The following is a 26,572-nucleotide window of genomic DNA, read 5'->3' as shown; positions in this document are numbered from 1 at the left end:
ATAATACAGGCACACGTAAATGGTGCTCCCAACGACATCTGGTACGAGAACACTTGCGGGTTACCGCCCCCAAAGTCTAAATACACATCGTTGATGTCGCTGATATATGGGCAATACGGATGGGCATCTGTAGGAAGAGGTAATGGTGCCAGGTATGTCTTGCGACCCGTCATAAAAGACTCGATATCACCTGCTTGTGGCGAGGGAGGAGGAGTATCCGGGCGTAGTATTTGGTCATTGATTTTTTTGGGCATGCCCCTAATCCCCACTACCTGGAGCCTGCCGCTCAGCGCGATACACGTGCGCGAAAATCTCGGTGATGTCATGCCGCGGGTATTGCTTTCTCAGGGTGCGCACCTTGGCGCTGAGCCGCACCAAGGTGTTGCTGGGCTTGGCCCGTTGCTCCACGGGTAGGGGTTGCGACCAGTCGATCATGGCCTGAGGCAGGGCGCGGCGGCCAGTTTTGTCGATGCGCTTGATTTCCCACTCGACCAGGCGATTGGGCAGGGTCCAGAAGGTCATGACGTGGTAGACGTACCAGAAAAATGCGTACACCCAGCCCACTTTTTTCTCACGCAAACGCCGGTGCATATCGGTCCGCGCATTACGGAAAGTGTGCAGTCCTTCATGGAGCGGATCGTTTGGGCCTTGCAGCCCCAGCGGGTCTTGCATGGCCTTGAGGTCATCCAGTTCGTATGCCATATAAGCGCGAACGGCCTCCCAATGGGCGATGCCCAGTTGCGACCCGGCACACTGGAATTCCAGAGTGACCCATTCACCCTCATGTTCAAAACCCATGCCCATGCCGTACTGGCGAGTGGCGCCGTATTGCGTGGCGCTGTGGGACTGAATCACCCATGCGCAGAGTGATTCCCAAGGCACAAACAACGGCTCGTTATCCCCTGCGAGCGTAAAACAGACTTCGCGTCGTTGCCGATTGAAGCGGGTAGGGATGACTTCGGTGAAGTGTTTATGGGCTTTGAGCCAGACGTAGAGACACATGGCAGTCATGAAAAGCCACATCATTATGGCTATGGGCCAGCTAAAGTAGAAAACGTCCTCTATCACTTCCCTGATCAAATCGGGAGAAAAGTCGTTCAGGACTGCCAAAAATCCGCTAATCACCGGGAAACCAAAAGCGACGATACAGGCGCACGTAAATGGAGCTCCCAACCATGTTTGATACGAGAACACGTTGGGGTTACCGCCCCCAAAGTCTAAATACACATCGTTGATGTCACTGATATACGGGCAGTACGGATGGGCATCTGTAGGTAGAGGTAACGGTGCCAGGTATGTCTTGCGACCCGTCAGGAAAGGTTCGATATCACCTGCTCGTGGCGGAGTGGGTGTAGGCGAGTCTTTTTTCGCTATGTGTTTTTTGGCCATGTCCCTATTCCTTTCCAGGCGACGCTGGCCGCTCGGCGCGATAGACCGCAGCGAAAATCTCGGTGATGTCATGCCGCGGGTATTGCTTTCTCAGGGTGCGCACCTTGGCGCTGAGCCGCACCAAGGTGTTGCTGGGCTTGGCCCGTTGCTCCACTGGCACGGGTTGCGACCAGTCGATCATGACCTGAGGCAGAGCGCGGCGGCCGGTTTTGTCGATGCGCTTGATTTCCCACTCGACCAGGCGATTGGGCAGGGTCCAGAAGGTAATGACGTGGTAGACGTACCAGAAAAATGCGTACACCCAGCCCACCTCTTTCTCACGCAAACGCCGGTGCAGGCCGGCCCGGGCATTGCGGAAAGTATGCAGCCCTTCATGGGGCGGATCGTTTGGGCCTTGCAACCCCTGCGGGTCCTGAATGGCATTGAAGTCATCCAGTTCGTATGCCATATAAGCGCGCACGGCTTCCCAATGGGCGATGCCCAGTTGCGATCCCGCACACTGGAATTCCATGCATAACCATTCGCCCTTATGTTCAAACCCCATGCCCATGCCGTACTGGCGGGTGGCGCCGTATTGCGTGGCACTGTGCGACTGAATCACCCACGCGCAGAGTGATTCCCAAGGCACAAACAACGGCTCGGTTTCCCCTTCGGGCGTAAAACAGACTTCGCGCCGTTGCCGGTTGAAGCGGGTGGGGATGATTTCGGTGAAGAGCTTGTGGGCCTTGAGCCAGACGAAAAGGCACATGGCACTTGTGAAAAGCCACATCATTACGGCAATGGGCCAGCAAGCGAAGAAAACGTCCTCAGTAAACTCTCTGACCAGCTCAGGAGAATAGTCGAGCAGTGTTGCCGCAAAGCCGCTAATCATCGGGAAACCAAAAGCGATAATACAGGCACACGTAAATGGTGCTCCCAACGACATCTGGTACGAGAACACTTGCGGGTTGCCGCCCCCAAAGTCTAAATACACATCGTTAATGTCGCTGATATACGGGCAGTACGGATGTGCATTTGTAGGAAGAGGTAGCGGTGCCAGGTATGTCGTACGACCTGTCAAGAAAGATTCGACATCACCTGCCCGGCGTAACGCTTCAGGCGCAGAGCTCAAATGCGATTTGTTTGGGTATTCACGCATCAGGGATTTCCTTTAAGGCCAAAACGTCGACAGCTAACAAGGTCAGCGCAGGGGAGGGTAACGGGTGAGCGGCTGAGGGATAGCGACCTTCCTCAAAGGGGTTAAAGTGGATAAGGTGCGAGCGCACGACCGGTTGGCCCTGTTCATCCAAAGACTTCAGCTGAAGTTCAAGTAACAGCTCTTCATGCAACTTGTCGTTAATGCGTTCAGGGTGATTCGGATAACTCAGGTTTAACCTCAGCCCCGGCGTATTAGGTGCGCCCGTTTCCACACGAAACAGCCCGGCCTGTACCGGTTCACTGAGTTCTTGCGCGTACTTTCTGGGGCGTCTGCCCCCGTCCAATACCGTGATAAAACGCCGGGCCCCGACCTTTAACCCATGAGGGGGCTGCCCGCCTAACGGCGCTTGAAAGTCTTGCAGGCTTAAACCCGGCAGATTGATGGTGATCTCCCCGACGTGAGTGGCTGGGAACCAGCCTGCCAAATACGAGCGTTCCGGGCGGCGCTCGACCTGAACAAAGGGCGCTTGCAGTAAAGCTTGAAGGTGACTTTGAAAGCCGGCGAGGCTGAGGTTTTTTTGTTTGTCTGTTTCCAGCCCCCACGGTGTGCTTTGTAGCCACTGGTCGTGAGCGCTGGTGTTGTAGTGGTTGTACATCCAAGTTCCTGCAAGTTCGAGCAGGGTGAATAGTCCTCCTACAAGACTGAAGCGGAAAAACACCTGGGAAAGACGAGCGCCTGAAATTATCCAGGCAGTGTTTCTGGCTGGGCCTTTAGCTGCACTAAATACCTGAGCTACTGAGCTAATACTGTTTAATAGACCATATGCATTGCTGGCGCCTAAACCGCTGGCACTGATCAGCTGTAATACTGCACCGTTTTGAGTACCTCGATTGCCGCTTCGTACAGCTTCTACCCAATTGCCGTGGTAAGTACTGGAGCTAATTAATGCTGAGTATAAGCCAAAAGCATACGTCCCAACTCCCAATCCAACATGCAACTTCCCCAGAGTGACTTGTAAACTACTTGGAGAGGTCATTCTTAAACTGGCTTTCAAATTTTCAATCTGAGCATTCAATGCTGTATCAAAAGCGCCTTGAGCAGCAGCAAAACCACTTGCACCGGTCGCTGCCAGAGAGCTTATAAGTGGCATAAATTTACGATCTTTCCGCGAAACACCTAATGTCTCTTTAAGTACCTGATTCAAATTCACCATCTGCGCGAAAAACAACAACAGCGCTGCCCCGTCCCCCAGCACATTCATCACCGGCGCACGGTGAACGCCTTCTTTAAAGTTGCTCATTAAACTTGCGACTTGGCGATGGCCTTCCGGGGCGAAAATGACGGTCATGCCTGCACGCCCGGGTGCCGATCCGAAGAGCCTTACATGTTCGTCGGGCAGTTCCGGGATGGGGCTGATGCTGGCGGCCAGTCGGGCCTCTCCTTGGGTCAGTTGCCCGCGCAGGGTGTTGATTTCGTGCAGTAGCTGTTGGGATTTGAGCGAGCGGTGGCCGTCAACGCGGTTGACCTGCTGACGCTTATGCTTGAGTTTCAACAGCCTTTCGCGCTGGTCCAGCACCTCTTTCAGGGTTTCGCGCAGGCTGTCCAGCTCGGCCGGGGTGGCAAAGTGAAAGGTTGCGCCTTCCGTTTTGGCCGCCTGCAAAATGCGCAGGGTCAATGCCTGGGGCAGGTCGCGAAACAATTGGTCGAGGTCCGGCATGGTGTTGCCTTTGACAATGCCGTCAAAACTGGCAACCAGGGATTCCAGCCCGCGGTTCAGGGCCGGGCTCCAGGCGTGTTGTGCGGCATGGGCCACGTTGCGCGTGCTTTCTGGTAGCTCGTCCAGCGCTGGCAGGCGACCGCGTTCCAGGGTGTCCAGACGCGCCAGTTGCTCGGGCAAGTTGTTGTACACGGCCACGCTGCTGGCAAGTAAAAAGGCGTATTGAACCCACAACGCCGTTTGTTCGCTAATGGGCAGGGTGTAGTACAACCGGACAACGAATTGCGGGTTGCCTTCGAGGTAGGCCAGCAATTGGTCGCACGCTTCATCGCTGCGGCAAATATCTTTCAGGCAGGCGTATTCAAGTGAGAACGCGTGATCCACTTGCCCCGCCTGTTGGGCATCGAAGTACCAGGCGGCGTTGTGAAAGGCGCCGCGGGTTATTAGAGCAACCCGGTCAGCGGTGATGTTGTCCAGCACACGGTTCCAGCGCTCAAGCCCATCACGATGTGCCTGCAGCTCGCGATCCATGGCGGGGCGGTCGATGAGTTCGTTCACGCCTCGCTGGCCGAACCGTGCGCCAAACAGGATGTCTTGGGTATCCCGGCTGCGTTGTTTACCCAGGGTTATCAACGCCTCGAAATGGGCCTCGACAAACGCAGCAGGTGCTACGCGAAAATGCGCTCGCGTGTAATAACAGCGATCGATATCTTCAACGGCTCGCACCGCGAGCAATTGTAGGTCTGGCACATACGCTTGATACAGCGCTGCCTCCATCTCAGCCTCACGCCTCAGGGCTTCAAGGTCTGCTGGAATCGATGTGTTGGGGGGCGGCGTCATCAGTCCGCCTCGATTGAGGTACTCGTGTATCGCTTTGCCCGTCACCGCGCGCTCAGGCTCAGGCAGTTTTTTGAAGTCTTCCAGCAGTGCCTGGATGGCCGGGTCATCGAGGGTGGCCGCGAATGTTTGCCAGTCCGATTCGGCCAACCAGGTGAGGGACTCGATGTAACACCCCAACAGGTAATTCCGCTCGTTGTGACCCTTTTGCGCTCCACCGTTGGCCCAGTCAGTGACCCAGCCTACGACTTCATCCTGATAATTGGCCAAGTCACGTAAAACGCCCAGGGTGTCTTCCAGCACTAAATAGAGAATGTCATGGTGGTACTCCGGCGCCACGCTGCTGGCCAGGGTGCCCATGGATATCTGTTGGAAGCGTCGGGGCTGTTCCCACAGATAAGGCTGGCGCTCGTGTTCAGGGGTTTTGGCCAACTGTCGCTGGCGTTCGGCAAAAGCCGCGTGTTCGGCCAACGTCGCGGTCTGGTCAAGGTGCTGCTGGTGATAGTCCACATATTCAGTGGCCACTTCGGCCAGCCATTGCTCGGCCATTTGCGGGGTGAGCAAGTGCGTACCGCCCGTTTGGCAGTTCGTCAGGCCGGGATGCACCGCTTGCATAAAATGAGTGCGTTCTTCGGCCGAGTTGAGCACTTGCTGGCATTTTCTGGCCGTCCACTGTGTCTCGGCATACGTGACATACAAGGTGCTGTGCCTGGACACAATCAAGTGAGGCGGGCCGATTGACGTCTGCCGCTCATCTTCTGTGACGGTTGTGCTTTTTAGCAGCAACTGCGTGAGCAGGCCGTCAAGCAACCGGTATTCGGATAGTTCGCCTGTGGCACTGTCGATCACATACAGCCAGCCGTCACGGGGCAAACGTATCCCGAGCGGGCGGCTGCTCAGGCGGTACGGCATGGACAGGGCAGTGGCCGGGTCCAGCGCCGGGTTGTCTACCAAACCGTAGCGCAGTGGCACCAGTTGCAGGGTGGGCTTGCTAAGCGGACATACGCCGAGCGCGACTTTGGCGTCCAGTCGGCTTCGGTTGATGTTGTTGGGGTTTCGGCGAGGGATGCTATTGGCCATGTCTGAGGCTCCCGCAGGTGTGACGCCCGCGACGGTTAAAAGTCAGCCTCACTCAAGACTTATGCCAGCCTCCCCGCCGCCCTTGTAAACCGGCACTTTGCGCCGCAAGCCCGGTGGATCCCGGTGTTGTATGTCCGTCAATTTGCGCAAGTTGTTGCGCAGTGCTGCGCAAGTTGTTGCCCGATACGCCAGAAGGCGTTGTCTGCGGGGGCTGTAGCCTTGAGGTCGGGGCTTATCCGAAAGTCGCTGCGCAGCTTTCTGCGCAAATTGGCCTGTTTTGCCAAAACAGCGCTGGCACGCCGTTTTCTGTCCCTGCGCCGAGCGGTAAACACCCTCATCGGTGCCAGCGAACTTTGGGTGTATCATGTCGCGCAAACGCCCCAGCCGTGACGAATCCTGCCGATGCCCGATGTAACCAGCCCTGTTTTTCCTTCCGAACTGATTGCCCGGTTTGCGGCCGTGCAGCAGCATTTTCGTCAGGTCATCGTGCCGTTGTGGCAAGGCCCCGGCTGGAATGCCGAACTGGCGTTGCCCTATGAAGCGTTGAGCGCCGCCCATCAACCCCTGGCGCCTCAGCGTTACCGCGCCATGGCCTGCGCCCGTCAGTTGTATGTGTTTGCCAGCCTGATCGGTGACCCGGCCTTCCCGGGCGCGGCCGAGCGGGCAGCGGCGCTGTTTCGCTCGTTGCAGCAGCACTTTCATGACGCCGAGCACGGGGGCTGGTTCTACAGCATCGACCCGCACGGCGCGCCGCAGGATCAGCGCAAAGACCTCTACACCCATGCGTTCATCATTTTTGCCTGTGCCCATTACTGGGCCAAGGTGCGTGAGCCGCTGGTTGAATCGGTGCTCAATGCCGCGCTACAGGTCGTGGCTGAGCGGTTCAGCGATGGCGAGGGGTTGTATGAAGCCAGCCTGGACCGGGACTGGTCGCCGCTGGGCAGCGGGCCGCTGCAAAATCCGTTGATGCACCTGGCTGAGGGGTTTCTGGCCACGCTTTCGGTGCGTGACGATGTGCCCACCCGCCGTGCATTGCTGGCGCTGGCCGAGGGCATGCAAACACGTTTCATCGCCCCCGAGCATGGCGTGATGCTGGAAAAACCCCGTGGCGCGGCAGACAACTGGTTCGAGCCTGGGCATCAATTCGAATGGTATTTCCTGCTGCACTCGTCGACGTTGCTGCGCACCACGGCGCTGCACGGCTCGCTGGATCGCGCGTTCAGTTATGCCGAACAGGTCGGGGTGGATGCGCAGACAGGCGCGGTGTGCGGCATGTTGGGCAGTGATGGCCAATTGCGAGATGGTACTCAGCGAATCTGGGCACAGGCCGAGTATGTGCGGGCGCTGACATTGCGCAAGAATTGCCTTGAGCGTCTGCCACGCCAGTTGCAGGCGTTGCAGCAGCATTTCTTGCACCACGGGGGCTGGTACGAGTGCCTGGATCCGCAAGGGCATGTCAGCCGCGCCGACATGCCGTCAACAACGCCCTATCACCTGGCCACGTGTTACAGCGGCCTGGCGCAGTACTTCGCGTCAGTCGGCCCGATTTAAGCCTTGCGCGTCAGTGGCCGGGCGGTGAACTTCACCCCGGCCAGACCATGAGCGATCAGCGCGCGAATGTTGCCGTGATCGCTGCCCTCGGGGGTCGCCAGGACTGAGCGGTAATGTTCGCCAAACGCCAGCAAAGTCTCCTGATCGCTCAACCCTTCGAGCAACGCCAGCCCCACTGTTTTGCACGAACCCTCGTTTTGCTTGGCCGCGTTTTCCACGTCGCCGTTGGTGAATGCCTGCGGCTGGTAATCGTAGTGCTCGACGATGAACGCCAGGGTATCGGCAAAAACGTGTTCGCCGCTGTTCAGGCTGGCGCGCAGGGTGTTCAGGTCAGTCATGCTTTTTTCCTTGGGCAAACGCCGCCGCCTGTTCGGCAGAGGCTTCTTTCTGGTACTGGGCTTTCCACTCGGCGTAGGGCATGCCGTAAACCACTTCACGGGCGTCATCGAGGCTCAGCTCGATCTGGCGCTCATCGGCCGCGGCCTTGTACCACTTGGACAGGCAATTGCGGCAAAACCCCGAAAGGTTCATCAGGTCAATGTTTTGCACGTCCTTGCGGCTGTCGAGGTGGGCGACGAGGCGGCGAAAGGCGGCGGCTTCGAGTTCAAGGCGTTGCTGGTCAGTCATGTTGGGCTCCGGGCATAAGGGCAGGCCAGCTTAGCGGCTGGCGGCCAGGGTAATCGATACCGATTCGGCAAAACGCAGGGCGTGCGGTTTGTCGACTTCGACCTCGGCATACAACACCGCCGTATTGGCCATCACCAGATCCAGTAATTCCTGGGTCAGCCGCTCCAGCAGGGCGAAGCGGTTTTCTTCAACGTGGGCAATCACCGCCTTGGTGATGGTGCGGTAGTTGAGCGCGTGATCGATGTCGTTATCGCGCACGGCTTCTTGCGCCGCGTACAGGATGGTGAGGTTGATCAACACATCCTGTTTGTTGCGGATTTCGTCTTCATTGATCCCGATGAAGGTGCGCAGGCACAGGTCTTTGACGCGAATACGGGCCATTCCTGGCTGAAGTTGTGGCATTACGGCTTGCTCCGTCCAATCAGTTGCAAGAACTCCATGCGGGTGCTCGGTTCACGAAACGCGCCGAGCATGACCGACGTGTTCATGGTGGAATTCTGTTTTTCGACGCCGCGCATCATCATGCACATGTGCTTGGCTTCAATGACCACCGCCACGCCCGCTGCCTGGGTGATGCTTTGAATGGCATCGGCGATTTCCCGCGTCAGGTTTTCCTGAATCTGCAGGCGCCTGGCGAACATGTCGACGATGCGGGCGACTTTCGACAGGCCGAGCACCTTGCCGGTCGGGATATACGCCACGTGGGCCTTGCCGATGAAGGGCAGCAAGTGGTGTTCACACAACGAGTACAGCTCGATGTCGGCGACGATCACCATCTCATCGCTGTCCGAGGCGAAAAGGGCACCGTTGACGATGTCCTCAAGGCTCTGGCCATAGCCGTGACACAGGTATTGCATCGCCTTGGCGGCGCGTTTCGGGGTGTCGAGCAAGCCTTCGCGGTCAGGGTTTTCACCGAGACCCACCAGGATCTCGCGGTAATGCTCAGGCAACGATGTGCTCATGAAAATACTTCCTCGCGGACGGCTTATTTAAGATGCCGACCGCCGTTAACGGTCAGGGTGGTGCCGGTGACGTAGGGGTTGTCCAGCAGATAACGCAGGCTGTGGTAGATGACCTGCGGGCCGGGTTCTATGCCCAGCGCAGATTTGGCCAGCGCCTTGGTACGGTATGCCGCGTCGTCGTCCGGGTTGAACATCAACAGCGCCGGTGCGATGCCGTTGACTTTGATGCGTGGCGCCAGTTTAGCCGCGAATGACAAGGTCAGGCTGTCGAGACCGGCTTTGGTCGCGCAATAGGCAATGTGCTTGCTGCTGCCCTTGCGCGTGACATCGTCGCTGATATGCACGATGTCCGCCGGATTAGAGCGCTCCAGCAGTTCACTGCAATGCAGGTTGATCAGGTAGGGCGCAAGCATATGGACGCTGAACATCTGCGTGAAATCACTGGTTTGTGTGTCAGTTTTTTCGGGAAGCCAGGCCGAAGCGTTATGCACTATGGCACGCAGGGTGTCGGTGTGCTGTTTGAGTTGTTCGATAAACCCGAGGATGCCGTGCTCGGTCGAAAAATCCGCCTGAAGTGCCGTTGCCCCCAGATCCCTTAGCGTCTGCACGCCGGGTTTTTCAGTGCGGTAGCTGAAGATGACGTCGTAACCGTCGGCCAGTAATTGCTGCGCGCAGTGCAGGCCAATGCGCTGGCCAGCGCCCGTGATCAAAATGGGGGCAGAGTGAGAAGGCATGGCAGGCTCGGGTCAGAAGAACAGGAGAGTGCAGCGGCGTAATGGCAAAACTATACCAGCGTCCACTGGACCACGGCCATGCCCGGGCGGACTCTCCTGTTTTGAGGGGGGCGACTCAGCGGCTCTGCGGGGCGGCGGCGGTGCGCAGGCTTTTCTCAGGCGTGCTGTGCAGCCAGCCCGCCAGCAGGTGGGTCGACAGCGGAATAAACCAATACACCATCAACGGCGTTAGGGCCAACGTGCTGACCAACACGCGAGTCACCAGTCCCAGCTCGCCCAGCCACGGGCTCAGCACAACGTTGAACAGCAGCGATACCGGGAAAAAGGCGAGCCATATGGCGATTGCTTGCTTCCAGCGGGGCGGACGTTGCCCGGCTGCGCCAAACCAGCCATCGATGCCTTTGACGCGGTGCTCGTGGGGATGGGCAAACAGATCGCTGCCGCGCAGCAACCAGGATTTGCGCGAAACAGAATGTTCCCACGCGTTTAGGGTTGCTTCGTCGACAAAGCGGAAAATGATTTGGAATTCGTCGTCGCCGGGCGGCGGGGCCAGTACGCCCGACCCCAGATAGCCGGGGAAGTCCGTGGCCAATTGTTCGCCTTCGTGTAGCCAGGCGATCAGTTCCTGATAACGCCCTTGGGCGACACGGCGTGCAACCATCAAGGTGACTGGGGAGGTATACATTGTGTATCTCCATCAAACGGATGCGGCCCGGGTAGGGCAAGCATTAAGGGCAGCGCCGGGATGGTGGGCTGCAAGGCCATCAAGCAAGGATTGTTCCCAAACCCGGGTCACACGCCATTTTGAACAGCCGTGAATGCGCGTTAGACTCGCTTCTTTACCGTGAACGTGGCCCATTCCATGCCCGTGATTATTGATCGTGCGCCTGCAGTCTTGCCTGCGGCCGAGCCAGACATCGAAGGTCTTTACCCGATCCGCGAGGTCGCCCGCCTGACCGGCATTAACCCGGTCACGTTGCGTGCCTGGGAGCGACGTTATGGCTTGATCGAGCCAAAACGCACCGAAAGTGGGCATCGGCTGTATTCCATGACCGATATTGAGACAGTGCGTCAGGTTCAAGGCTGGATTGAACGGGGCGTTTCTGTCAGCAAAGTGGGTGAGTTGCTGGCCCGCCGGGCCGAGCTTGACCGCGCTGAGTCCACCCCGCAGGCGGATGAATACGCGCAGTGGCAATCACGCATCAGTGAGGCGCTCAATGCCTTTGATGAGTGCGAGTTAGAGCGGCTCTACGGGCAGATTTTTTCCAGCTATCCGCCGCAGATTGTGTTCAACGATGTGTTTATGCCGCTTTGGCAGCATTTGTTGCGTCAGCAAGACGAGTTTGGTCGTACCAGCGAGTGGCTGCTGCTCGACAGTTTCCTGCGCGGCCGTGTGCTGCAACGCCTGAACATGCAAGGCGCAACCGAGCATGCGCAGTGTGTCGTGCTGGTGGGTTTGCCAGAGCTGTGCCATGAGCTGCAATTACTGGTGACAGGCTTGTTGCTGGCGCGCAGTGACCGGGCGATCCGCGTGTTGGCTGTCGGGCAGCCGCTGAATGAACTGTCGTTGATTTGCGAAAAGGTCAATCCCCAGGCCCTGGTCCTGTTGGGTACACGCGCGCTGAGCTCTTCGCGGATCGAGCGTTTATTGCGTGTGGTACACGGCGTGAGTTGCGCGGTGTGGCTGGCGGGCGAAGCGTGCGAGTTGGCACACGACCATTTGCTGGACTCATCCATCGGTTGTCTGGGGTGTGAACCCGGCGTGATGAGTCAACGACTGGATGCGTATCTCAAGGGTGCCTGAGGCTAGGCATGCAAGGCGGGGTGGGCGAGACGATGCTGTTGCAGGATGAACTGGCGCAGGCGTTCTGTTTCACCTGCATCGCGCTGGCTTAGACGGTAAGCGTATTGCCCCAGCTCGGTCTTGCGCTCCAGCGTGCCGCGCACGGCAATGCGCTCATAGCCGGTGGGGCTGAACCATTGGCAAAACTGGCGCGGCGGGCGACTGTCATTGCGCACATCAATCAGCATGCCCTTGAACGACACCTCACTGACCCACAGTTGGCCACTGCGCCCGCGAATATTCTCCAATGCAACCGGTTCAGCGAGCGTGAAACGCCACGGGCGAATCAGCGGCCCCTCTTCAAAAATGCTCGGCGCCCCCAATTGCAAGTGCTGCGCATGGAATTCATCTTCAACCAGACGCAGCGGGAAACTCATTTGCTGGTTGGCGATTTGAGCCTGGAGCGTCACTTGCTCATGGGCGGCCAGGCGCGTGAGCAGATCGCGAATTTGTGCCACACCGTTGAGCGTCAGGCTCGACGACGCATCCCGCTGATTGAGCAGCGGGTTTTGATGCATGGTCTGAATGAAATCCAACTCGTCCTGAGTCAGAAGGGCATCGTGTGACATGGTGAAACTCAGAAGCGGGTCAATAAAAAGTCGTAACTGTTTACAACAGACCATCGATTCTACATTTTGTTGAGGCCGCTCGTCGCCTTGAGGGTTTGCAGTTCCTGCCGGACCGCCGCTAACTCGACTTCCAGTTGCGCTACACGCTGCTCAGCTTTCACTTGTTGAGAGACATCCTTCTGCACGCCAATGAAATACGTCAGTTGATCGCTTTCGTTGAAAACCGGGGTGATCGACAGCTCGTTCCAGAAGTGCGTGCCATCTTTGCGGTAATTGCGCAGCCGCTGACGGACCGGCTCGCCACGGGCCATGGCATCGCGGATCACTTGCAGCGCGACCTGGTCCCGATCACCCGCCTGCAAAAACCGGCAGTCCTGGTACAAAACCTCGTCACTGCTGTACCCCGTGAGTGTTTCAAAGGCTTTGTTCGCGTAAATCAGGATGGTGTCGTCCCCCTCAAGCTCGGCTACCACAATGCCGTCTTGGGACGCGTCAACCATGCGTTGCAGCAAACGTGCGTTGATCATCAAGCCGCTCTTCTGAAAGTGAGTGAATGGTTTCCGGACAAATGCGCCTGCAGGCCCCATGCATTCTAAGACAAAGGTACGAGCTGTCCACGTGCCATCACCGAAACGTGGCGTCACCTGCTAATATCCCAGCCTTTTAGTCAGTGACAGGATCAGATTGATGAAAGTCGCCATCCTTTGTGGCTCGGTGTATGGCACCGCAGAAGAAGTTGCCCGTCATGCCAAACAATTGCTGACCGATGCCGGGTGCGAGGTTTTGCTCAATTCTCGCGCAACCCTGGCCGATATCCAGGCATTTGCCCCCGAAGCCTTGCTGGCGGTGACCTCGACCACCGGCATGGGCGAGCTGCCGGACAATCTGGCGCCGTTATACAGCACCATCCGTGACCAACTGCCTGCGGCCTGGCGCGGCTTGCCGGGCGGCGTGATCGCGCTCGGTGATGAAAGCTATGGCGATACCTACTGCGGTGGCGGTCAACTGATGAGCGAGTTGTTCGCGGAACTGGGATTGCGTGAAGTGCAGCCGATGTTGCGCCTGGACGCCAGCGAAACCGTGACCCCGGAAAGTGACTGCGAACCGTGGGTCGAAGCCTTCATCAAAGCACTGACCCAGTAACCGGCCGTTCGCGCAGCAGCTCCAGCCACGCTTGCGCTGCGCGAGACAAATACGCCCCTTCGCGCCAGATGAACGCGATGTCCCATCGCAGATCTTCAGGCGCGATGAGTTTTAGCCTCACCACGCCGGGGCGAACCAGCCCGCGTGCCACCACGCTGGGCAGCAACACCACGCCCTGACCGGCGGCCACCAGCGCCACCAGAAAATCCGACTGCCCGCTGCGGCCCCCCTCTTTGGGGGTAAAACCCAATTGCTGACAGGCCTGCAGTAACCGATCGTTCAATACAAAACTGCGCTGATACAGCAAGAACGGGGTTTCAGACAGCTGCTCCAGTCGCACGCTGCCGTCTTCAGCCAGCGGATGATCGGCAGGAAGCAGTGCGTCCAGTGGCTCATCACAAAACGGTTGATAGGCAAAGGTCGGGTTTTTCGGCGTCAAACTGCCGCCCAACTCCAGCTCGCCGCTCAACACGGCCTGCTCAACCACCAGGCTGCCGCCTTCGAGCAATTGCACTTGAATATTGGGATACCGGCGCCGGTATTCGGCAAACAGGCTGGCGAATAGCGCATCGCTGCCCAACAGCGGCAAGCCCAGGCGCAACTCGCCGCGGGTCAGTTGACTCAAGTCGTCCAGTTCGCTCAACAACTCTTGTTGCAGACGCAACATCCCCTCAGCCCGTTGCAATACCACCGTGCCCGCTGCGGTCAGCCGCACGTGCGAACCGAGGCGGTCAAACAGCGGCGTGCCAAGGTTGTGTTCAAGCTGCGCCACCTGCTTGCTCACTGCCGATTGGCTGATGTGCAAGGTATGGGCGGCCGGTGTGAAGCCCCCGGCGCGCGCAACTTCAACGAATGTGCGCAATTGTTTGAATTCCATTTTTCAAATTCCTGTTTGGAATGGCTGTCAGTCTAACAATTCGTTTTCGGGATGGAAGGGGCGTCTTTACACTGAAAGCCTGTTTGGGATGGACACAAAATGAAACGCTTCGATGTAAAACGCTTGGGCCGTCTAGTCAGCGAAATCGCCGTATTGCTGGCTATTTATTTTCTCGGTTGCCAGATTTCGGTGTGGTTACACCTGCCCATTCCGGGTGGGGTAGTGGGCATGGCGCTGTTGCTGCTGGCGTTTGCGCTGAGTTGGGTCAAACCGGCCGCGCTGCAACTGGGCGCGGGTGTGCTGATGGCTGAAATGCTGCTGTTTTTTATTCCGGCATTGATGAGCCTGCTCGACTACGGCGCGCTGGTACGGGACGAAGGCTGGCGAATTTTGCTGGTGATCGGGATCAGCACTTTGTTGGTGATGGTCGTCACGGCGTTCACCGTCGAGGCCGTGTGCCGCTGGAGGTTGCGCCATGAAGTTTGAATGGATGCCGATGTTCTGGCTGCTGCTGACCTTGGCGACCTATGGCTTGAGTCGCTGGTTGTATCGGCGCACAGGGCGCTACCTGCTGTCGCCGCTGATCCTTGTGCCCGCGTTGCTGCTCGCCGTGGCGGTGCCCCTGCACACGGCGTACGCCGAGTACGCCAGCAACACCCACTGGCTGATGCTCGTGCTGGGGCCGGTCACGGTGGCCTTTGCTGTACCTATCTGGCAACAGCGGCTCTTGCTGGCCAAACACTGGGTGGCGTTGCTGCTGGGGATGCTGGCGGGGAGTGCGGCGTCCATCGCCAGCTCGTTCTGGCTGGCCAGGGCGCTGGCGCTGGACACCTCGTTGACCCTGTCGCTGGTGCCACGCTCCATCACCACGCCCTTTGCCATGCCACTGGCGCAAGATCTGGGCGGCGTACCTGAGCTGACCGCAGTCTTCGTCATGTTTACCGGCGTGTTTGGCGCCTTGCTCGGGGGCATCCTGCTTAAGTGGTTGCCGCTGCACAGCAGTTTGGCGCGCGGAGCGTTGTTCGGGATCGGTGCCCATGGCGCGGGCGTGAGCCGTGCCCGTGAGGTCGGCAGCGAAGAAGGCTCCGTCGCGGGGCTGGTCATGGTGCTGACCGGTATTCTCAATCTCTTTGCGGCACCGCTGTTGGCGATGGTGTTGTAGTCACCACGCTCATTGCCTGCCGGGCACTGCTATGCCCGCCCCTCAAATCCCGCTCATAAAAAAGGCCGCTGTAAAGACAGCGGCCAAGGAAGACGTTCGATCAAGGAGCTACAAATCAACGTCAAGGTGAACCTGGATGGCCCATGACCTGTAAGGCTTGGGACTGAATTCGGTCGGCAGAATCGTCGCGACTCAATGCCCGTGGGGCTCTGGCAGTGCGCCTGAAACCGGGGGCAAGAATACGGCGTGGGCGGAGCGGGAGTAAGTCTGCTTTCAGACAATCTCTGTTACAACTTCGGCAATAGTGAAATGCCTGATGCGGCTCTCTAGCCCGCATCTCTTGGGACTCTTCGCGACTATCCCGTCAATAACTATGTAGTGCATCGCCCCGTGTCAGATCGCATTTAATAAGCCATCGACAGGTTTCTGCCTGCTTTCCAATTTCAGCATGAGGCTGAAGGGCAGGTAGTTATAAAAGGAGTTTTACCTTGAACACGATTGATAAAAATGCTGCTGACGTCGACTTCACCCTCAAGCCAAGCCCGGAAATCGATACGCGCGTACGTGAATTCCTGAACGCCAAGCTTGAGGCGCACGGCACAGACAGTCAGCAGGTATACATCACCACCGTCAGCAATGCCGCCGAGCCTGTCGTGACATTCAGCCAGGACCTGAATGCCCTGGGCAATGACACGCTGGAGTGGGGCAATGTTCAAATTCACGACACCGCAGTGACCGGGTGCTTCTCGAAGCATTGGGTCTATGACGAAGCTGTTCGCGTGAGCAGCCCGTCTGTCCGTGAAGTGGAAGCGCTTATGCAAGAGCTGTTGGCGCATGCCAAAGAACACTGGAACAGCTGATATTCCCTTTCATAACCCCCGAAGTTCGCTGAAAACCTGAGGTATTGACAGGATCATGCTGTCAGAACGAACGCACTGGGGGAGATCCTTACAGGAATGGCAACGTGAACAACGTTATTGATGACTCAAAAGATCCGCAATTGTTGAACGCCTTAAATGATCGCATCCGGACCTTTTTGAACAAGCAGCTTGAAGGGTACGGTCTGGATTGCGGCGAGGTGTACATCAACATCGTGGACGATCCGGTCACGCTTGAACTGGTCTCCAGCGAATCGCTGCTCGAGGTCGGTTTTGCGTGTTTGGTGCAAGACCGTGAACCGACCTACGTCCAGGGGCTGACCCAGGCTTTCTCCAAGCCCTGGACGTTTGATGAAGCCGATCGCATCCGCAAGCCTTCGTTGTATGACATCGAAAAAATCATGCGCAAACTGCAGGATGAAGCCAAATATCAGTGGAGCAGGTAAGCCCTGAGGGTATCAGCGCTGCTGATACCCCATGCGCCAACTGATCGCCTGGCTGGCAGCCAATACACGGCTGGCAGCCGGGCCTTGTTGATCGGGATGGAACAGCGACGCCGGGCCCACCACCGTCAATACGGCGGCTACCTTGCCGGTCGCATCAAACACCGGCGCCGATAAGGCATCGACGCCAGGCATCAACAAACCGTGAACCACGTGGAGGCCGCGTTCACGAATCTTCTCGCACAACTGCTCGTAGGCTTCAGGTGCTTGTAGCGGGTGCAGGTGCTCACTGCTGAGCTCCAGTGCGCGCAACTCCCGGGTTTCGCGGTCGGGCAGGAACGCATTGAACACCAGACCCGTCGACGAGCTTAAAAGCGGCAAGACCGACCCTAATTGCGTCACCACTGTGACGGCCCGCACCGCTGGTTCAATGTGGACAACCGTTGCGCCCTGGTTGCCCCATACCGCCAAAAAACAGGTCTCGTTCAAGTCATCGCGTAACTCGGACAAGGACGCTGCGGCGACCTTCACAACATCCATGCTGTTCAGCGCGGCCAGACCGACCCGCAAGGCTTCACGCCCCAGACCATAGTGGTTGGTGGCGGGATTCTGCTCGGCAAATCCACTGGCAATCAGGGCCTGCAAATAGCGATGCACTTTGCTCGCGGGCATCTGCACGTGCTCAGCCAGACGCGACAGCGAGGTGGAGGGCGACAACTCGGCCAGTGCCTTGAGAATGTCCGTCCCGACTTCAGCGGAACGTACTTTTTGCTTGCCTGTGGTGTCGGCGCTGGGGCTGGGCTTGTCCATGGAATGGCTTACATCTCGGGATGAATGGGCGTCTTTATAGCTTGACGCTAATCGGCAATCAAATTACGTTATGCGTAATTGAATTACGATAAAAATAATGCAGTGGTGCGCGCACTGATTCAGCGCTGAGCGCAGTTAACTGCTTTCTCCACTCTGGAGGCTCCATGACCCTCGAACTGTCCTCGTCGACCCTTGAGTATCAATCCGGGTTCGGCAACGAATTTTGCAGCGAGGCACTGCCCGGCGCCTTGCCGGTTGGCCAGAACTCCCCGCAAAAAGCCCCTTACGGCCTGTACGCCGAATTGTTGTCGGGCACCGCCTTCACCATGACCCGCAGCGAAGCGCGCCGCACGTGGATGTACCGCATCCAGCCTTCGGCCAATCACCCTGCGTTCAGCAAACTTGAGCGGCAACTGGCTGGCGGCACACTGGGGCCCGTGACACCGAATCGCTTACGCTGGAACCCGCTACCGATCCCGGATGCGTCGACCGATTTCATCGACGGCCTGGTGGCAATGGCCGCCAACAGCACGGCAGACCAGCCTTCAGGCATCAGCATTTATAACTACTGCGCCAACAGCTCGATGCAGCGGGTGTTTTTTAACGCCGATGGCGAACTGTTGATCGTGCCTGAGCTGGGCCGCCTGCGGATTGCCACTGAGTTGGGGCGTCTGGACCTGGCGCCTCTGGAGATTGCGGTCATTCCGCGCGGCATGAAATTCCGCGTTGAGCTGCTGGATGCGCAGGCGCGCGGTTATGTGGCTGAAAACCACGGCGCGCCGTTGCGCCTCCCGGACCTGGGGCCAATCGGCAGCAATGGCCTGGCCAATCCGCGAGACTTCCTGAGCCCGGTGGCGCACTACGAAGACCGTCAGCAACCGACCCAACTGGTGCAAAAATTCCTTGGCGAACTCTGGGGCTGTGAACTGGATCATTCGCCCCTGAACGTGGTCGCTTGGCACGGTAACAACGTGCCGTACAAATACGACCTGCGCCGCTTCAATACCATTGGCACGGTCAGTTTCGACCATCCCGACCCGTCGATTTTCACGGTATTGACCTCGCCCACCAGTGTTCCGGGCCTGGCCAACCTGGACTTCGTGATCTTCCCGCCCCGTTGGATGGTGGCTGAAAATACGTTCCGGCCACCGTGGTTTCATCGCAACCTGATGAATGAATTCATGGGCTTGATTCAGGGCAGCTACGACGCCAAGGCGCAAGGGTTCCTGCCCGGCGGCGCATCGTTGCACAGTTGCATGAGCGCCCACGGCCCGGATGGCGAAACCTGCAGCAAAGCCATTGCGGCCGACCTGCAACCGAGCAAGATCGACAACACCATGGCCTTCATGTTCGAGACCAGCCAAGTGTTGCGTGCGACCCGGTACGCCCTGGAATGCCCGCAACTGCAAACTCAATACGACGCGTGCTGGGCCTCCTTGCCCGTCACCTTCACCCCGAACCGGAGATAAGCATGACCCAGTCCACTCTTGCCCGTAGCTGGATCGCCTCTGCCAACGGGCACAGCGATTTCCCGTTGCAGAACTTGCCCTTGGGCGTGTTCAGCCTCGCCGGTTCGACACCCCGCAGCGGTGTTGCCATCGGCGATCACATTCTGGATCTGGAAGCGGGGCTGGCGGCCGGTCTGTTCGAAGGCCAGGCCAAGGTGGCTGTTGAAGCGACACTGGGCGGCACATTGAATGCCCTCTTCGCATTGGGCCGCCGTGCCCGGGTCGCGCTGCGCGAACGCTTGATTGAACTGTTCGTTGAAGGCAGCACGCTGCGTGCAAAGATCGAAGCGCAGAGCGCCAGCCTGTTACCACTGGCTGCCGATTGCACAATGCACCTGCCAGCCCGAGTCGGTGATTACACCGATTTTTACGTGGGCATCGAACATGCGAAAAACGTCGGTAAGTTGTTCCGTCCCGATAACCCGCTGTTGCCCAACTATAAATATGTACCGATTGGTTACCACGGTCGGGCGTCCACCCTCCGCGCGTCGGGCACCGAGGTGCGTCGCCCTAAAGGTCAGACCCTGCCAGCAGGCCAGACCGAGCCGAGTTTTGGCCCGTGTGCCCGTCTGGACTACGAGTTGGAGCTGGGTATCTGGATCGGCCAGGGCAATGAGATGGGAGATGCCATTCCTGTCAGTGAGGCGGGCGAGCATATTGCCGGTTTTTGTCTGCTTAACGACTGGTCGGCCCGGGACATTCAGGCGTGGGAATATCAACCGCTGGGCCCATTCCTGTCGAAAAGCTTCATTACCTCAATTTCACCCTGGGTGGTGACGGCCGAAGCGCTGGAGCCGTTCCGTCGTGCCCAGCCCCAACGCCCGGAGGGAGATCCACAGCCGCTGGCGTACCTGCTGGATGAGCAGGATCAGGCCACTGGCGCGCTCGACATCGAACTGGAAGTGCTGCTGCTGACACAGGCCATGCGCGAACAAAACCTGGCACCTCATCGTCTGGGGCTGAGCAATACCCTGAACATGTACTGGACGGCCGCGCAGTTGGTGACGCACCACAGCGTCAACGGTTGCCAACTGCAAGCCGGTGACCTGTTTGGTTCGGGCACGTTGTCGGGGCCTGAACGCTCGCAATTGGGCAGCCTGCTGGAACTCACCGAGGGCGGAAAACACCCGGTCGAATTGGCCTCCGGCGAGGTGCGTAAATTCCTTGAAGACGGCGACGAAATCATTCTGCGTGCCCGTTGCACCCGTGATGGTTTTGCCCCGATCGGGTTTGGCGAATGCCGTGGCAAGGTGATCGCGGCGCGTTAAGGAGCGAGTCATGGAACTCTTTACTTACTATCGCTCAACGTCCTCGTATCGGGTGCGTATCGCGCTGGCGCTCAAGGGGCTGGATTATCAGTCGGTCGCGGTCAACCTGATCGCGGCCGGGGGCGGTGAGCATCGCCAGCCACACTACCTGAAGCTCAACCCGCAAGGCCGTGTACCGGCTTTGCGCACTGACGACGGCGAGGTGCTGACCCAGTCCCCGGCCATCATCGAATACCTCGAAGAGCGTTATCCGCAGCCGCCGCTGCTTTCTGACAACCTGATCACCCGCGCACATGAGCGCGGCGTGGCCAGTGTGATCGGGTGCGATATTCACCCGTTGCACAACGTCAGTGTGCTCAATCAACTGCGTGCCCTGGGGCAGGGCGAAGCCCATGTCACGCAGTGGATCAGCCACTGGATTTCCTTAGGTTTGGCCACCATCGAGCAGTTGATTGGCGACAGCGATTTTTGTTTTGGCCCGCAGCCGGGCCTGGCAGATGTGTACCTGATTCCTCAGTTGTATGCGGCCGAGCGTTTTAGCGTGTCGCTGGCAGGTTATCCACGCATCGCGCGCGTGGCGCAACTGGCCGCGCAACATCCGGCGTTCATCAACGCACACCCGTCACGGCAGCCCGATACCCCGGCCTGAGCCCAGCAACATATGCCCGAAACCGCACAGGTTGTTCGGGCTTATGCCTGCGCACTTCAACGACTTTTCAGGCGACGCCTATACTGGCGATTACCTGTCACCTCTCGAGGGCCGGAACATGTTTGCTCTCATGCAAAGCGCTCGTCTGGAGTCGCTTCATCTCAGTGTCGACCCTGTCACCGGGCTCAAAGCGGTGATTGCCATTCACAACAGTCAATTCGGGCCTGCACTGGGCGGTTGCCGTTATCTGGCTTACCCCGATGACGAAAGCGCGATCAATGATGCGATCCGCCTGGCCCAAGACATGAGCTACAAGGCGGTACTGGCCGGACTGGCAGCGGGCGGCGGCCAGGCCGTCATCATGCGCGCCCCGCATGTTGAAAGCCGTGCGGCCCTGTTTGAGGCATTCGGCCGTTGTGTCGAGCAACTGGATGGACGCTACATCACGGCCATCGACAGCGGAACGTCAACGGCCGACATGGACTGCATCGCCCAATACACCCAACACGTCACCAGCACCACTGCGGCGGGCGATCCCTCGCCTCATGCCGCGATGGGGGTGTTCGCGGGCATTCGCAGCACGGCGTCATGGCGACTGGGCAGCGATAATCTGGAAGGGTTGCGGATAGCGATTCAAGGGTTGGGCAAGGTCGGGTTCGCGCTCGCTGAACAACTGCACGCAGCAGGCGCCGAGTTGCTGGTCAGCGACACCGACGCGGGCAAAGTGCGACTGGCGATGGAGCAATTGGGTGCGCACCCCATTGCCCCGGAAGCCTTGCTCAGCACCCCGTGCGACATACTCGCGCCCTGTGGTCTGGGCGGCGTGCTCAACTGGCACAGCGTGGCGCAATTGCGCTGTTCGGCCGTGGCGGGGTGCGCCAACAACCAGCTGACCAACTTGCAGGTGGGCGACCAACTGGAGCGCCGGGGCATTCTGTATGCGCCGGACTACGTGATCAATTCGGGCGGTTTGATCTTCATGGCGTTGACCCATCAAGGGGCGCAACCTGAAGCCATCAACCAACAACTGCTGCGCATCAGCGAGCGACTGACTGGCATTTATGCCCACGCACAAGCCGAAAAGCGCTCACCGGCAAGGGTGTCGGATGAACTGGCTAAAAAAATGTTGTACGGCGAATAACCAGTACCGCATGCCTCGGGGCTCGATTGATTGCCCGCATGCCGGTCGGTCACAAGGTCGGGCTCTGCTCGCTGGCCAGAGCCCGGTGACGGCTGCAGGTGTTTACTCGCTGTCAGTCAGCAGCTCAGACAAGGCGTCCGGCTGGCTCTTGAAGGCCTTGGCAAAGATATCGCGATTTTTCGCCATGTAGATGCCTGCTTCTTCGACTTGCTGCTCGTTCAGGGACGGCACAGCTTTTTGCAACACTTCAGCCAGTAACTCTGCCAGCTCCAGCATTTTGTCATGACGGTCAGCTTCGGCTTTATCCATGAACAAACGCTCCAGATCTCGGCTGCTGCGGTATACCACTTCGACGGCCATTTACCACCTCATATGCCTTCACGATAAGTTGTCTTGCGATTACTGTATTTATATACAGCTAAAAGGATAAGCCAATCGCCAGCATTTGAATAGCGGCTTTTTTACTCTAGCTGCAATTGGGGTGTGAAGCGCAGGGCGGACGTGTCTAATGGCGCCCGGCCACCTTCTCATTCGCGGTGCTGGCCTTTTTTCTGCATGCAAAAAGTGTCATGAGCATCGCGGATTATCCGTTCGAGTCGTTTCAAGGAGCTGCATCGTGAGAGTGAACAAAGCCGAAAAGCTACGGCGCCAGGTCCATGAACTGGCCGAGTCGATGGGCAACCTGTTTGTCGAAACCTTCCATTATTTGGCGCTGTTCGCCATAGGCGCGGTCACGGCCTGGGCCGCTGTGATGGAATTTTTGCAAATGGTGGAGAAGGGCAATATCAGCATTGACGACATCTTGTTGCTGTTCATCTACCTCGAACTGGGCGCCATGGTCGGGATTTATTTCAAGACCAACCACATGCCGGTGCGCTTCCTGATCTACGTGGCGATCACGGCGTTGACCCGCTTGCTGATTTCCAACGTGTCGCACCACAACCCGCCAGACATGGGCGTTGTGTATTTGACGGGCGCCATTTTGTTGCTGGCGTTTGCGATCCTGGTGGTGCGATACGCGTCTTCGCAGTTCCCGTCCGTGAAGATCGAGAACCCGCATCGCAAGACCGGCGCAGGCTCGGGCGAGCACCCTGAAGTGGAGAAGGGCGAGCTGTAACGCCACGTTCGGCACACAAAAAAGGGCGGGTCTACCGAAGTAGACCCGCCCTTTTTTAGTGCGTCCTTTTGGCTAAATCAGCTGATTTTGTCGAGTTCTTTTTCTTTCTCCAAAAACTCTTCTTCCAGCAAATCGTCAGCGCTTTCTTTGGGTTCTTTTTCTTCAAACCCTTCAACCGCCAGTTTTGGCGAATGCTTGCCACGCAGTTTGCCGAACAGATGTTCCAGCGCGTTCTCCAGTTTTGCTGCAGCGCCTTCCACGGCTTGCGTCAGCGAATCGGCGTCCTGGGAAACGGAAATCGGTTGATGGCCTTTTGGCCGTGCTTCCATTTTGCAGCGTTTGTCCTTGGGACCGGACTTGCCACCATTCTCATCACTCAGATGCACTTCGACCCGAGTCAGGTCCTCCAAGTGGCGTTCGAGCGTAACCTCAACAGTTGCTTGTACCCATTCCTGAGTGCGTTTGTCGCTGTCGATGTGTTTATCGGAAAAGACGTTAATTTGCATAATGCTTCCCTTATTTCAGCTTGCTCGAGTGAGTTGTGACGGCCTCGAGTGGACAAAGGTTCATCGTCATCGCTCAGTTACAGTGTTTGAGCCGATGAGCAAATATTTCAAGCACTATTTTCAGCAAACGTTGCGCACTGTGATCGGCGTCAGTCTTTGGCAGCCATAAAGGCCCGGGCAGCCGGGCCTTTAACGATTTGAATCAAAATGCGACAGATGTCTGCAGGTACACGGTGCGCGGTTCTCCTACGTACTTGCCCTTGTTGTTGTCGTCGAACGAGCGGGTGAAATACTCGTGGTTCAGGATGTTTTTGATCCCGACGGCGACGTTGAGGTCCGCCAGTTGTGGGCCGAAGTCGTAGCCCACGCGGCTGCTGAACACCATGTAGCCAGGGATCTTTCCGGTGCTGCCGTCAGCGCTTTCTGCGCGTGTATTGGCATTGTCCGCAAACTGATCGGTCTGGTAGCTGCTGTCGAGGTTGGCTTTCCACGGCCCTTGCGTATAACCGATGCCCAAGGTGCCTTTGTTTTTGGAGGAGAAGGGCACACGATTGCCTTTGTTAGGCCCCTCTTCGCGGATAGTCGCATCCACGTAGGCATAGGTGGCATAGACATCAAACCCGCTGAGTATCGGGCTCACGCCCTCCAGCGCGTAATTGACACTCGCCTCGATGCCCTGATGCCGCGTCTTGCCCCGGGCAATGACGGTGTCGGTGGTCTGGTTGCTGTCGTACTGGTTATTGAAGTTGATGAGAAACGCGCCGATCTCCGCCCGCAGGTTGCCATTGTCATAACGGGTGCCGAGCTCCCACGTACGGGCTTTTTCCGGTTTGACCTCGCCACCGCTGACCCGGTTTGGCATCTGGCTGTATTGCACACTGCCAAACGAGCCTTCGGTGTTGGCGTAGAGATTCCAGCTGTCGTTGACGTGATACAGCACGTTCAGTGCGGGCAGCGCCGTGTTGTAGTCGCCTTTGTATTTAACGTGGGTCAGCAGGTTGGTCTGCTGCTGTTCAATCATTTCGTAGCGAATACCGGGTGTGAACGTCCATTTGCCGATGTCGATCTTGTCATCGATGAAAAACGCGTGAGCCTCGGTCTCACCCCGTGTGTCGCGGTCATTGCGGCTGTTGGTGGTCGGTAATTGATTGGCAGCAATCGGGGTGCGATAGCGCAGTTCGTGCCCGGCTTCGTTGATATAGCGATAGCCGACGCCGACTTCATGGGTGGTGTTGCCCAGATCGAACCCCTGGGAGAAGCGTGTTTCGATCCCGCGCACCCAGTACTCACGGGGTGACAGTGACAGGAAGGTGCCCTGGTCCAGATAACCGCTGCGCAGGGTTTTGGTGAAGAAGCTGTTGACCGTGAATTCGCGACGCTCTTGCTGATAGCGGTAACCGACGTTGACCAGCGTGCGACGGCCCCAGAATTTGTCGTTGGGGCGTGTCGACTGATACGGATCCGCTTTGTAGGCCGCTGTACTCAAACCGCCCGGCATGTCGGCTTCACCCTCGTAGTACTGGGCCATGGCATGCACGCTGTTGGCGTCATCGATTGAGTAATTGCCCTTGAGGATCAGGTCATCAATGCGCGTGTCGCTGTGTTCGCGCCAGTCGCCCCCGCGCGTGCCGGAGTACAGCAGCGCACCGCCCAGGCCGTTGTCGGCCGTGCCGCCCGCCAGCACGTTGCCGGTGGTCTTGAAGCCGTCGTGGCTGGACGAGGGGCTGGTCTGGGTCTGAAAGCCGGCCTTCACCGTGGGCGCGTCGGGAATGGCGCGGGTCACGAAATTGACGATCCCGCCCACGTTTTGCGGGCCGTAGCGCACTGCGCCGCCACCCCGAACCACGTCGACCGCGTCCATATTGCCCATGCTCACTGGGGCAAACGACAACTGTGGTTGCCCATAGGGCGCGAACGGCACGGGGATGCCGTCCATCAACACGGTGGAGCGGGTGGCCAGACGCGGGTTGAGGCCGCGAATGCCGAAGTTCATGGCCATGTCATGGCTGCCGGTGCCGTTGTTTTCGGGCGCGTTGACGCCCGGGATGCGGTTGAGCACGTCCCGCGCCGAGGTGGCGCCCTGGCGTTCGAAGTCTTCGCGTCGAATCACGTCCCGGGCGCCAGGGTGTTCGAACACATCGGTTTGTGCCGCCTCGCCCAACCAGTCGCCGACCACTGTGGAGGCGCCCAGCTCGATGCTTGCGGGCACTGCGGGCGTGCTTGCCGGTTGCAGGCTGAACGCACCTTCACCCTCCGCGCGGGCTTGCAGGCCAGTGCCTTCGAGCAGGGTGTGCAGCCCTTGCTCGGTGCTGAAGTCACCGTCGAGGCCACGGCTTTGCAGGCCGCTGGCAGTGGCCGAACCGAATGAAATCAGCACACCGGCTTCGCGACCAAACTGGTTCAGCGCGGCCTCCAGCGAAGCAGGGGCAATGTGATAGGTCCGGGCGTCGGCCAGCGCCTGGGGAAGTACGCCCAGGCTGAGGCTGGCGCCCAGCACCAGACGGGCCAGTGGAGAGAGACGTGAAGGCTGAACAGGCATGACGGGTTTCCGAGCAGGTCAAAAGTGAGGGGGCTTACCTGCTCTGTCACGCGAGATGTGAAATCGGCTCACGGCGGCACATAA

The 26,572-nt window shown here is 58.3% G+C and carries 28 protein-coding genes and 1 pseudogene; 12 read left to right on the top strand and 17 right to left on the bottom strand.

All coding sequences use genetic code 11. The features are described 5' to 3' along the window. From BKD70_RS25190 to BKD70_RS10345, 4 genes and pseudogenes are all read right to left on the bottom strand, one after another. Positions 1 to 254, bottom strand: a pseudogene (locus tag BKD70_RS25190) (hypothetical protein); the annotation flags it as partial. 4 nt (positions 255 to 258) lie between these two features. Beyond that, positions 259 to 1,011, bottom strand: a complete 753-nt coding sequence (locus tag BKD70_RS10355) for a hypothetical protein (RefSeq protein ID WP_256542553.1) — start codon at positions 1,009 to 1,011, stop codon at positions 259 to 261. A gap of 382 nt (positions 1,012 to 1,393) precedes the next feature. Continuing rightward, positions 1,394 to 2,137, bottom strand: a complete 744-nt coding sequence (locus BKD70_RS10350; RefSeq protein WP_256542552.1) for a hypothetical protein — start codon at positions 2,135 to 2,137, stop codon at positions 1,394 to 1,396. 382 nt (positions 2,138 to 2,519) lie between these two features. Continuing rightward, positions 2,520 to 6,161: a toxin VasX gene (locus BKD70_RS10345; protein ID WP_047273392.1), complete on the bottom strand. Its 3,642-nt coding sequence runs from the start codon at positions 6,159 to 6,161 to the stop codon at positions 2,520 to 2,522. Positions 6,162 to 6,563: 402 nt separating this feature from the next. Between BKD70_RS10345 and BKD70_RS10340 the strand changes: the two genes are divergently transcribed. Continuing rightward, positions 6,564 to 7,712, top strand: coding sequence for an AGE family epimerase/isomerase (locus BKD70_RS10340; RefSeq protein ID WP_047273393.1), 1,149 nt, complete (start codon positions 6,564 to 6,566; stop codon positions 7,710 to 7,712). Here BKD70_RS10340 and BKD70_RS10335 read toward each other — a convergent pair. The 6 genes from BKD70_RS10335 to BKD70_RS10310 all read right to left on the bottom strand — a co-directional run bounded on the left by BKD70_RS10335 (position 7,709) and on the right by BKD70_RS10310 (position 10,720). Further along, positions 7,709 to 8,050, bottom strand: coding sequence for a HopJ type III effector protein (locus BKD70_RS10335; protein WP_047273394.1), 342 nt, complete (start codon positions 8,048 to 8,050; stop codon positions 7,709 to 7,711). The two genes, BKD70_RS10340 and BKD70_RS10335, sit on opposite strands and share 4 nt — an antisense overlap. After that, complete coding sequence (locus BKD70_RS10330; protein ID WP_047273395.1) at positions 8,043 to 8,339, bottom strand: DUF1244 domain-containing protein; 297 nt, start codon at positions 8,337 to 8,339, stop codon at positions 8,043 to 8,045. Before BKD70_RS10330 ends, BKD70_RS10335 begins: the two co-directional genes overlap by 8 nt. A 30-nt stretch (positions 8,340 to 8,369) precedes the next feature. Next, positions 8,370 to 8,741 (bottom strand): dihydroneopterin triphosphate 2'-epimerase, encoded by a 372-nt coding sequence (folX, locus tag BKD70_RS10325; RefSeq protein ID WP_047273396.1) that lies wholly within the window; start codon positions 8,739 to 8,741, stop codon positions 8,370 to 8,372. Beyond that, entirely contained in the window at positions 8,741 to 9,301 is a 561-nt protein-coding gene (gene folE, locus BKD70_RS10320) for a GTP cyclohydrolase I FolE (protein WP_047273397.1), read from the bottom strand. The genes folX and folE overlap by 1 nt, the downstream gene beginning before the upstream one ends. A 23-nt stretch (positions 9,302 to 9,324) precedes the next feature. After that, entirely contained in the window at positions 9,325 to 10,035 is a 711-nt protein-coding gene (gene folM, locus BKD70_RS10315) for a dihydromonapterin reductase (protein WP_047273398.1), read from the bottom strand. 115 nt (positions 10,036 to 10,150) lie between these two features. Beyond that, positions 10,151 to 10,720, bottom strand: a complete 570-nt coding sequence (locus tag BKD70_RS10310; protein WP_047273399.1) for an antibiotic biosynthesis monooxygenase — start codon at positions 10,718 to 10,720, stop codon at positions 10,151 to 10,153. Between the two features lie 177 nt (positions 10,721 to 10,897). On the opposite strand from BKD70_RS10310, the gene BKD70_RS10305 reads away from it, so the two are divergent. Then, on the top strand, positions 10,898 to 11,839 hold the full coding sequence (locus tag BKD70_RS10305; protein ID WP_047273400.1) for a MerR family transcriptional regulator: 942 nt from the start codon (positions 10,898 to 10,900) through the stop codon (positions 11,837 to 11,839). A 2-nt stretch (positions 11,840 to 11,841) separates the two neighbouring features. Here the strand turns inward: BKD70_RS10305 and BKD70_RS10300 are convergent, their stop codons facing one another. Both BKD70_RS10300 and BKD70_RS10295 read right to left on the bottom strand, forming a co-directional pair. After that, the gene (locus BKD70_RS10300) at positions 11,842 to 12,447 is read right to left on the bottom strand and encodes a hypothetical protein (RefSeq protein WP_047273401.1); all 606 of its coding nucleotides are present in this window, start codon (positions 12,445 to 12,447) and stop codon (positions 11,842 to 11,844) included. Positions 12,448 to 12,506: 59 nt separating this feature from the next. After that, positions 12,507 to 12,974, bottom strand: a complete 468-nt coding sequence (locus BKD70_RS10295) for a PAS domain-containing protein (RefSeq protein WP_047273402.1) — start codon at positions 12,972 to 12,974, stop codon at positions 12,507 to 12,509. Between the two features lie 160 nt (positions 12,975 to 13,134). On the opposite strand from BKD70_RS10295, the gene BKD70_RS10290 reads away from it, so the two are divergent. Next, the gene (locus tag BKD70_RS10290; protein WP_047273403.1) at positions 13,135 to 13,590 is read left to right on the top strand and encodes a flavodoxin; all 456 of its coding nucleotides are present in this window, start codon (positions 13,135 to 13,137) and stop codon (positions 13,588 to 13,590) included. Here the strand turns inward: BKD70_RS10290 and BKD70_RS10285 are convergent. Next, entirely contained in the window at positions 13,571 to 14,467 is an 897-nt protein-coding gene (locus tag BKD70_RS10285; protein ID WP_047273404.1) for a LysR family transcriptional regulator, read from the bottom strand. The genes BKD70_RS10290 and BKD70_RS10285 overlap by 20 nt on opposite strands. Before the next feature lie 99 nt (positions 14,468 to 14,566). On the opposite strand from BKD70_RS10285, the gene BKD70_RS10280 reads away from it, so the two are divergent. The 4 genes from BKD70_RS10280 (at position 14,567) to BKD70_RS10265 (ending at position 16,953) form a co-directional block, all read left to right on the top strand. After that, a complete protein-coding gene (locus tag BKD70_RS10280) occupies positions 14,567 to 14,953 on the top strand; it encodes a CidA/LrgA family protein (protein ID WP_047273405.1) in 387 nt (128 codons plus the stop codon). Further along, positions 14,943 to 15,629, top strand: coding sequence for an LrgB family protein (locus tag BKD70_RS10275; protein ID WP_047273406.1), 687 nt, complete (start codon positions 14,943 to 14,945; stop codon positions 15,627 to 15,629). The genes BKD70_RS10280 and BKD70_RS10275 overlap by 11 nt, the downstream gene beginning before the upstream one ends. 488 nt (positions 15,630 to 16,117) lie before the next feature. Beyond that, the gene (locus BKD70_RS10270; RefSeq protein ID WP_047273407.1) at positions 16,118 to 16,489 is read left to right on the top strand and encodes a hypothetical protein; all 372 of its coding nucleotides are present in this window, start codon (positions 16,118 to 16,120) and stop codon (positions 16,487 to 16,489) included. 104 nt (positions 16,490 to 16,593) lie between these two features. Further along, a complete protein-coding gene (locus BKD70_RS10265; RefSeq protein WP_047273408.1) occupies positions 16,594 to 16,953 on the top strand; it encodes a hypothetical protein in 360 nt (119 codons plus the stop codon). A gap of 12 nt (positions 16,954 to 16,965) precedes the next feature. Here the strand turns inward: BKD70_RS10265 and BKD70_RS10260 are convergent, their stop codons facing one another. Beyond that, entirely contained in the window at positions 16,966 to 17,760 is a 795-nt protein-coding gene (locus BKD70_RS10260; protein ID WP_047273409.1) for an IclR family transcriptional regulator, read from the bottom strand. A gap of 164 nt (positions 17,761 to 17,924) precedes the next feature. Here BKD70_RS10260 and hmgA point away from each other — a divergent pair, with 164 nt between their 5' ends. From hmgA to BKD70_RS10240, 4 genes are all read left to right on the top strand, one after another. Next, positions 17,925 to 19,229 (top strand): homogentisate 1,2-dioxygenase, encoded by a 1,305-nt coding sequence (gene hmgA / locus BKD70_RS10255; RefSeq protein ID WP_047273410.1) that lies wholly within the window; start codon positions 17,925 to 17,927, stop codon positions 19,227 to 19,229. 2 nt (positions 19,230 to 19,231) lie between these two features. Then, positions 19,232 to 20,536: a fumarylacetoacetase gene (gene fahA / locus BKD70_RS10250; protein ID WP_047273411.1), complete on the top strand. Its 1,305-nt coding sequence runs from the start codon at positions 19,232 to 19,234 to the stop codon at positions 20,534 to 20,536. 10 nt (positions 20,537 to 20,546) lie between these two features. Then, positions 20,547 to 21,185, top strand: coding sequence for a maleylacetoacetate isomerase (gene maiA, locus BKD70_RS10245; protein WP_047273412.1), 639 nt, complete (start codon positions 20,547 to 20,549; stop codon positions 21,183 to 21,185). Positions 21,186 to 21,303: 118 nt separating this feature from the next. Beyond that, the gene (locus BKD70_RS10240; RefSeq protein WP_047273460.1) at positions 21,304 to 22,326 is read left to right on the top strand and encodes a Glu/Leu/Phe/Val dehydrogenase family protein; all 1,023 of its coding nucleotides are present in this window, start codon (positions 21,304 to 21,306) and stop codon (positions 22,324 to 22,326) included. 102 nt (positions 22,327 to 22,428) lie between these two features. Here BKD70_RS10240 and BKD70_RS10235 read toward each other — a convergent pair whose 3' ends face one another. Beyond that, positions 22,429 to 22,686 (bottom strand): YebG family protein, encoded by a 258-nt coding sequence (locus BKD70_RS10235; RefSeq protein ID WP_047273413.1) that lies wholly within the window; start codon positions 22,684 to 22,686, stop codon positions 22,429 to 22,431. Between the two features lie 256 nt (positions 22,687 to 22,942). Here BKD70_RS10235 and BKD70_RS10230 point away from each other — a divergent pair, with 256 nt between their 5' ends. Further along, positions 22,943 to 23,443: a phosphate-starvation-inducible protein PsiE gene (locus BKD70_RS10230; protein ID WP_047273414.1), complete on the top strand. Its 501-nt coding sequence runs from the start codon at positions 22,943 to 22,945 to the stop codon at positions 23,441 to 23,443. Positions 23,444 to 23,520: 77 nt separating this feature from the next. On the opposite strand, the gene BKD70_RS10225 is transcribed toward BKD70_RS10230, so the two are convergent. Further along, entirely contained in the window at positions 23,521 to 23,949 is a 429-nt protein-coding gene (locus tag BKD70_RS10225; protein ID WP_047273415.1) for an HPF/RaiA family ribosome-associated protein, read from the bottom strand. A 202-nt stretch (positions 23,950 to 24,151) separates the two neighbouring features. Beyond that, positions 24,152 to 26,488: a TonB-dependent Fe(3+) dicitrate receptor FecA gene (fecA, locus tag BKD70_RS10220; protein ID WP_047273416.1), complete on the bottom strand. Its 2,337-nt coding sequence runs from the start codon at positions 26,486 to 26,488 to the stop codon at positions 24,152 to 24,154. Positions 26,489 to 26,572 lie beyond the last annotated feature (84 nt).

Origin of the sequence: Pseudomonas sp. BS-2016, from assembly GCF_001806145.1 — a bacterium.
Lineage (GTDB): Bacteria > Pseudomonadota > Gammaproteobacteria > Pseudomonadales > Pseudomonadaceae > Aquipseudomonas > Aquipseudomonas lundensis.
The sequence above is the reverse complement of the archived record's forward strand: the minus strand, read 5'-3'. Positions and strand labels throughout refer to the sequence as shown.

Bases quoted from the DNA above. Each gene is read 5' to 3' on its own strand.
- BKD70_RS10355 (WP_256542553.1), bottom strand. From the start codon at position 1,011: ATGACTGCCATGTGTCTCTACGTCTGGCTCAAAGCCCATAAACACTTC.
- BKD70_RS10350 (WP_256542552.1), bottom strand. From the start codon at position 2,137: ATGTGCCTTTTCGTCTGGCTCAAGGCCCACAAGCTCTTCACCGAAATC.
- BKD70_RS10345 (WP_047273392.1), bottom strand. From the start codon at position 6,161: ATGGCCAATAGCATCCCTCGCCGAAACCCCAACAACATCAACCGAAGC.
- BKD70_RS10340 (WP_047273393.1), top strand. From the start codon at position 6,564: ATGCCCGATGTAACCAGCCCTGTTTTTCCTTCCGAACTGATTGCCCGG.
- BKD70_RS10335 (WP_047273394.1), bottom strand. From the start codon at position 8,050: ATGACTGACCTGAACACCCTGCGCGCCAGCCTGAACAGCGGCGAACAC.
- BKD70_RS10330 (WP_047273395.1), bottom strand. From the start codon at position 8,339: ATGACTGACCAGCAACGCCTTGAACTCGAAGCCGCCGCCTTTCGCCGC.
- folX (WP_047273396.1), bottom strand. From the start codon at position 8,741: ATGCCACAACTTCAGCCAGGAATGGCCCGTATTCGCGTCAAAGACCTG.
- folE (WP_047273397.1), bottom strand. From the start codon at position 9,301: ATGAGCACATCGTTGCCTGAGCATTACCGCGAGATCCTGGTGGGTCTC.
- folM (WP_047273398.1), bottom strand. From the start codon at position 10,035: ATGCCTTCTCACTCTGCCCCCATTTTGATCACGGGCGCTGGCCAGCGC.
- BKD70_RS10310 (WP_047273399.1), bottom strand. From the start codon at position 10,720: ATGTATACCTCCCCAGTCACCTTGATGGTTGCACGCCGTGTCGCCCAA.
- BKD70_RS10305 (WP_047273400.1), top strand. From the start codon at position 10,898: ATGCCCGTGATTATTGATCGTGCGCCTGCAGTCTTGCCTGCGGCCGAG.
- BKD70_RS10300 (WP_047273401.1), bottom strand. From the start codon at position 12,447: ATGTCACACGATGCCCTTCTGACTCAGGACGAGTTGGATTTCATTCAG.
- BKD70_RS10295 (WP_047273402.1), bottom strand. From the start codon at position 12,974: ATGATCAACGCACGTTTGCTGCAACGCATGGTTGACGCGTCCCAAGAC.
- BKD70_RS10290 (WP_047273403.1), top strand. From the start codon at position 13,135: ATGAAAGTCGCCATCCTTTGTGGCTCGGTGTATGGCACCGCAGAAGAA.
- BKD70_RS10285 (WP_047273404.1), bottom strand. From the start codon at position 14,467: ATGGAATTCAAACAATTGCGCACATTCGTTGAAGTTGCGCGCGCCGGG.
- BKD70_RS10280 (WP_047273405.1), top strand. From the start codon at position 14,567: ATGAAACGCTTCGATGTAAAACGCTTGGGCCGTCTAGTCAGCGAAATC.
- BKD70_RS10275 (WP_047273406.1), top strand. From the start codon at position 14,943: ATGAAGTTTGAATGGATGCCGATGTTCTGGCTGCTGCTGACCTTGGCG.
- BKD70_RS10260 (WP_047273409.1), bottom strand. From the start codon at position 17,760: ATGGACAAGCCCAGCCCCAGCGCCGACACCACAGGCAAGCAAAAAGTA.
- hmgA (WP_047273410.1), top strand. From the start codon at position 17,925: ATGACCCTCGAACTGTCCTCGTCGACCCTTGAGTATCAATCCGGGTTC.
- fahA (WP_047273411.1), top strand. From the start codon at position 19,232: ATGACCCAGTCCACTCTTGCCCGTAGCTGGATCGCCTCTGCCAACGGG.
- maiA (WP_047273412.1), top strand. From the start codon at position 20,547: ATGGAACTCTTTACTTACTATCGCTCAACGTCCTCGTATCGGGTGCGT.
- BKD70_RS10240 (WP_047273460.1), top strand. From the start codon at position 21,304: ATGTTTGCTCTCATGCAAAGCGCTCGTCTGGAGTCGCTTCATCTCAGT.
- BKD70_RS10235 (WP_047273413.1), bottom strand. From the start codon at position 22,686: ATGGCCGTCGAAGTGGTATACCGCAGCAGCCGAGATCTGGAGCGTTTG.
- BKD70_RS10225 (WP_047273415.1), bottom strand. From the start codon at position 23,949: ATGCAAATTAACGTCTTTTCCGATAAACACATCGACAGCGACAAACGC.
- fecA (WP_047273416.1), bottom strand. From the start codon at position 26,488: ATGCCTGTTCAGCCTTCACGTCTCTCTCCACTGGCCCGTCTGGTGCTG.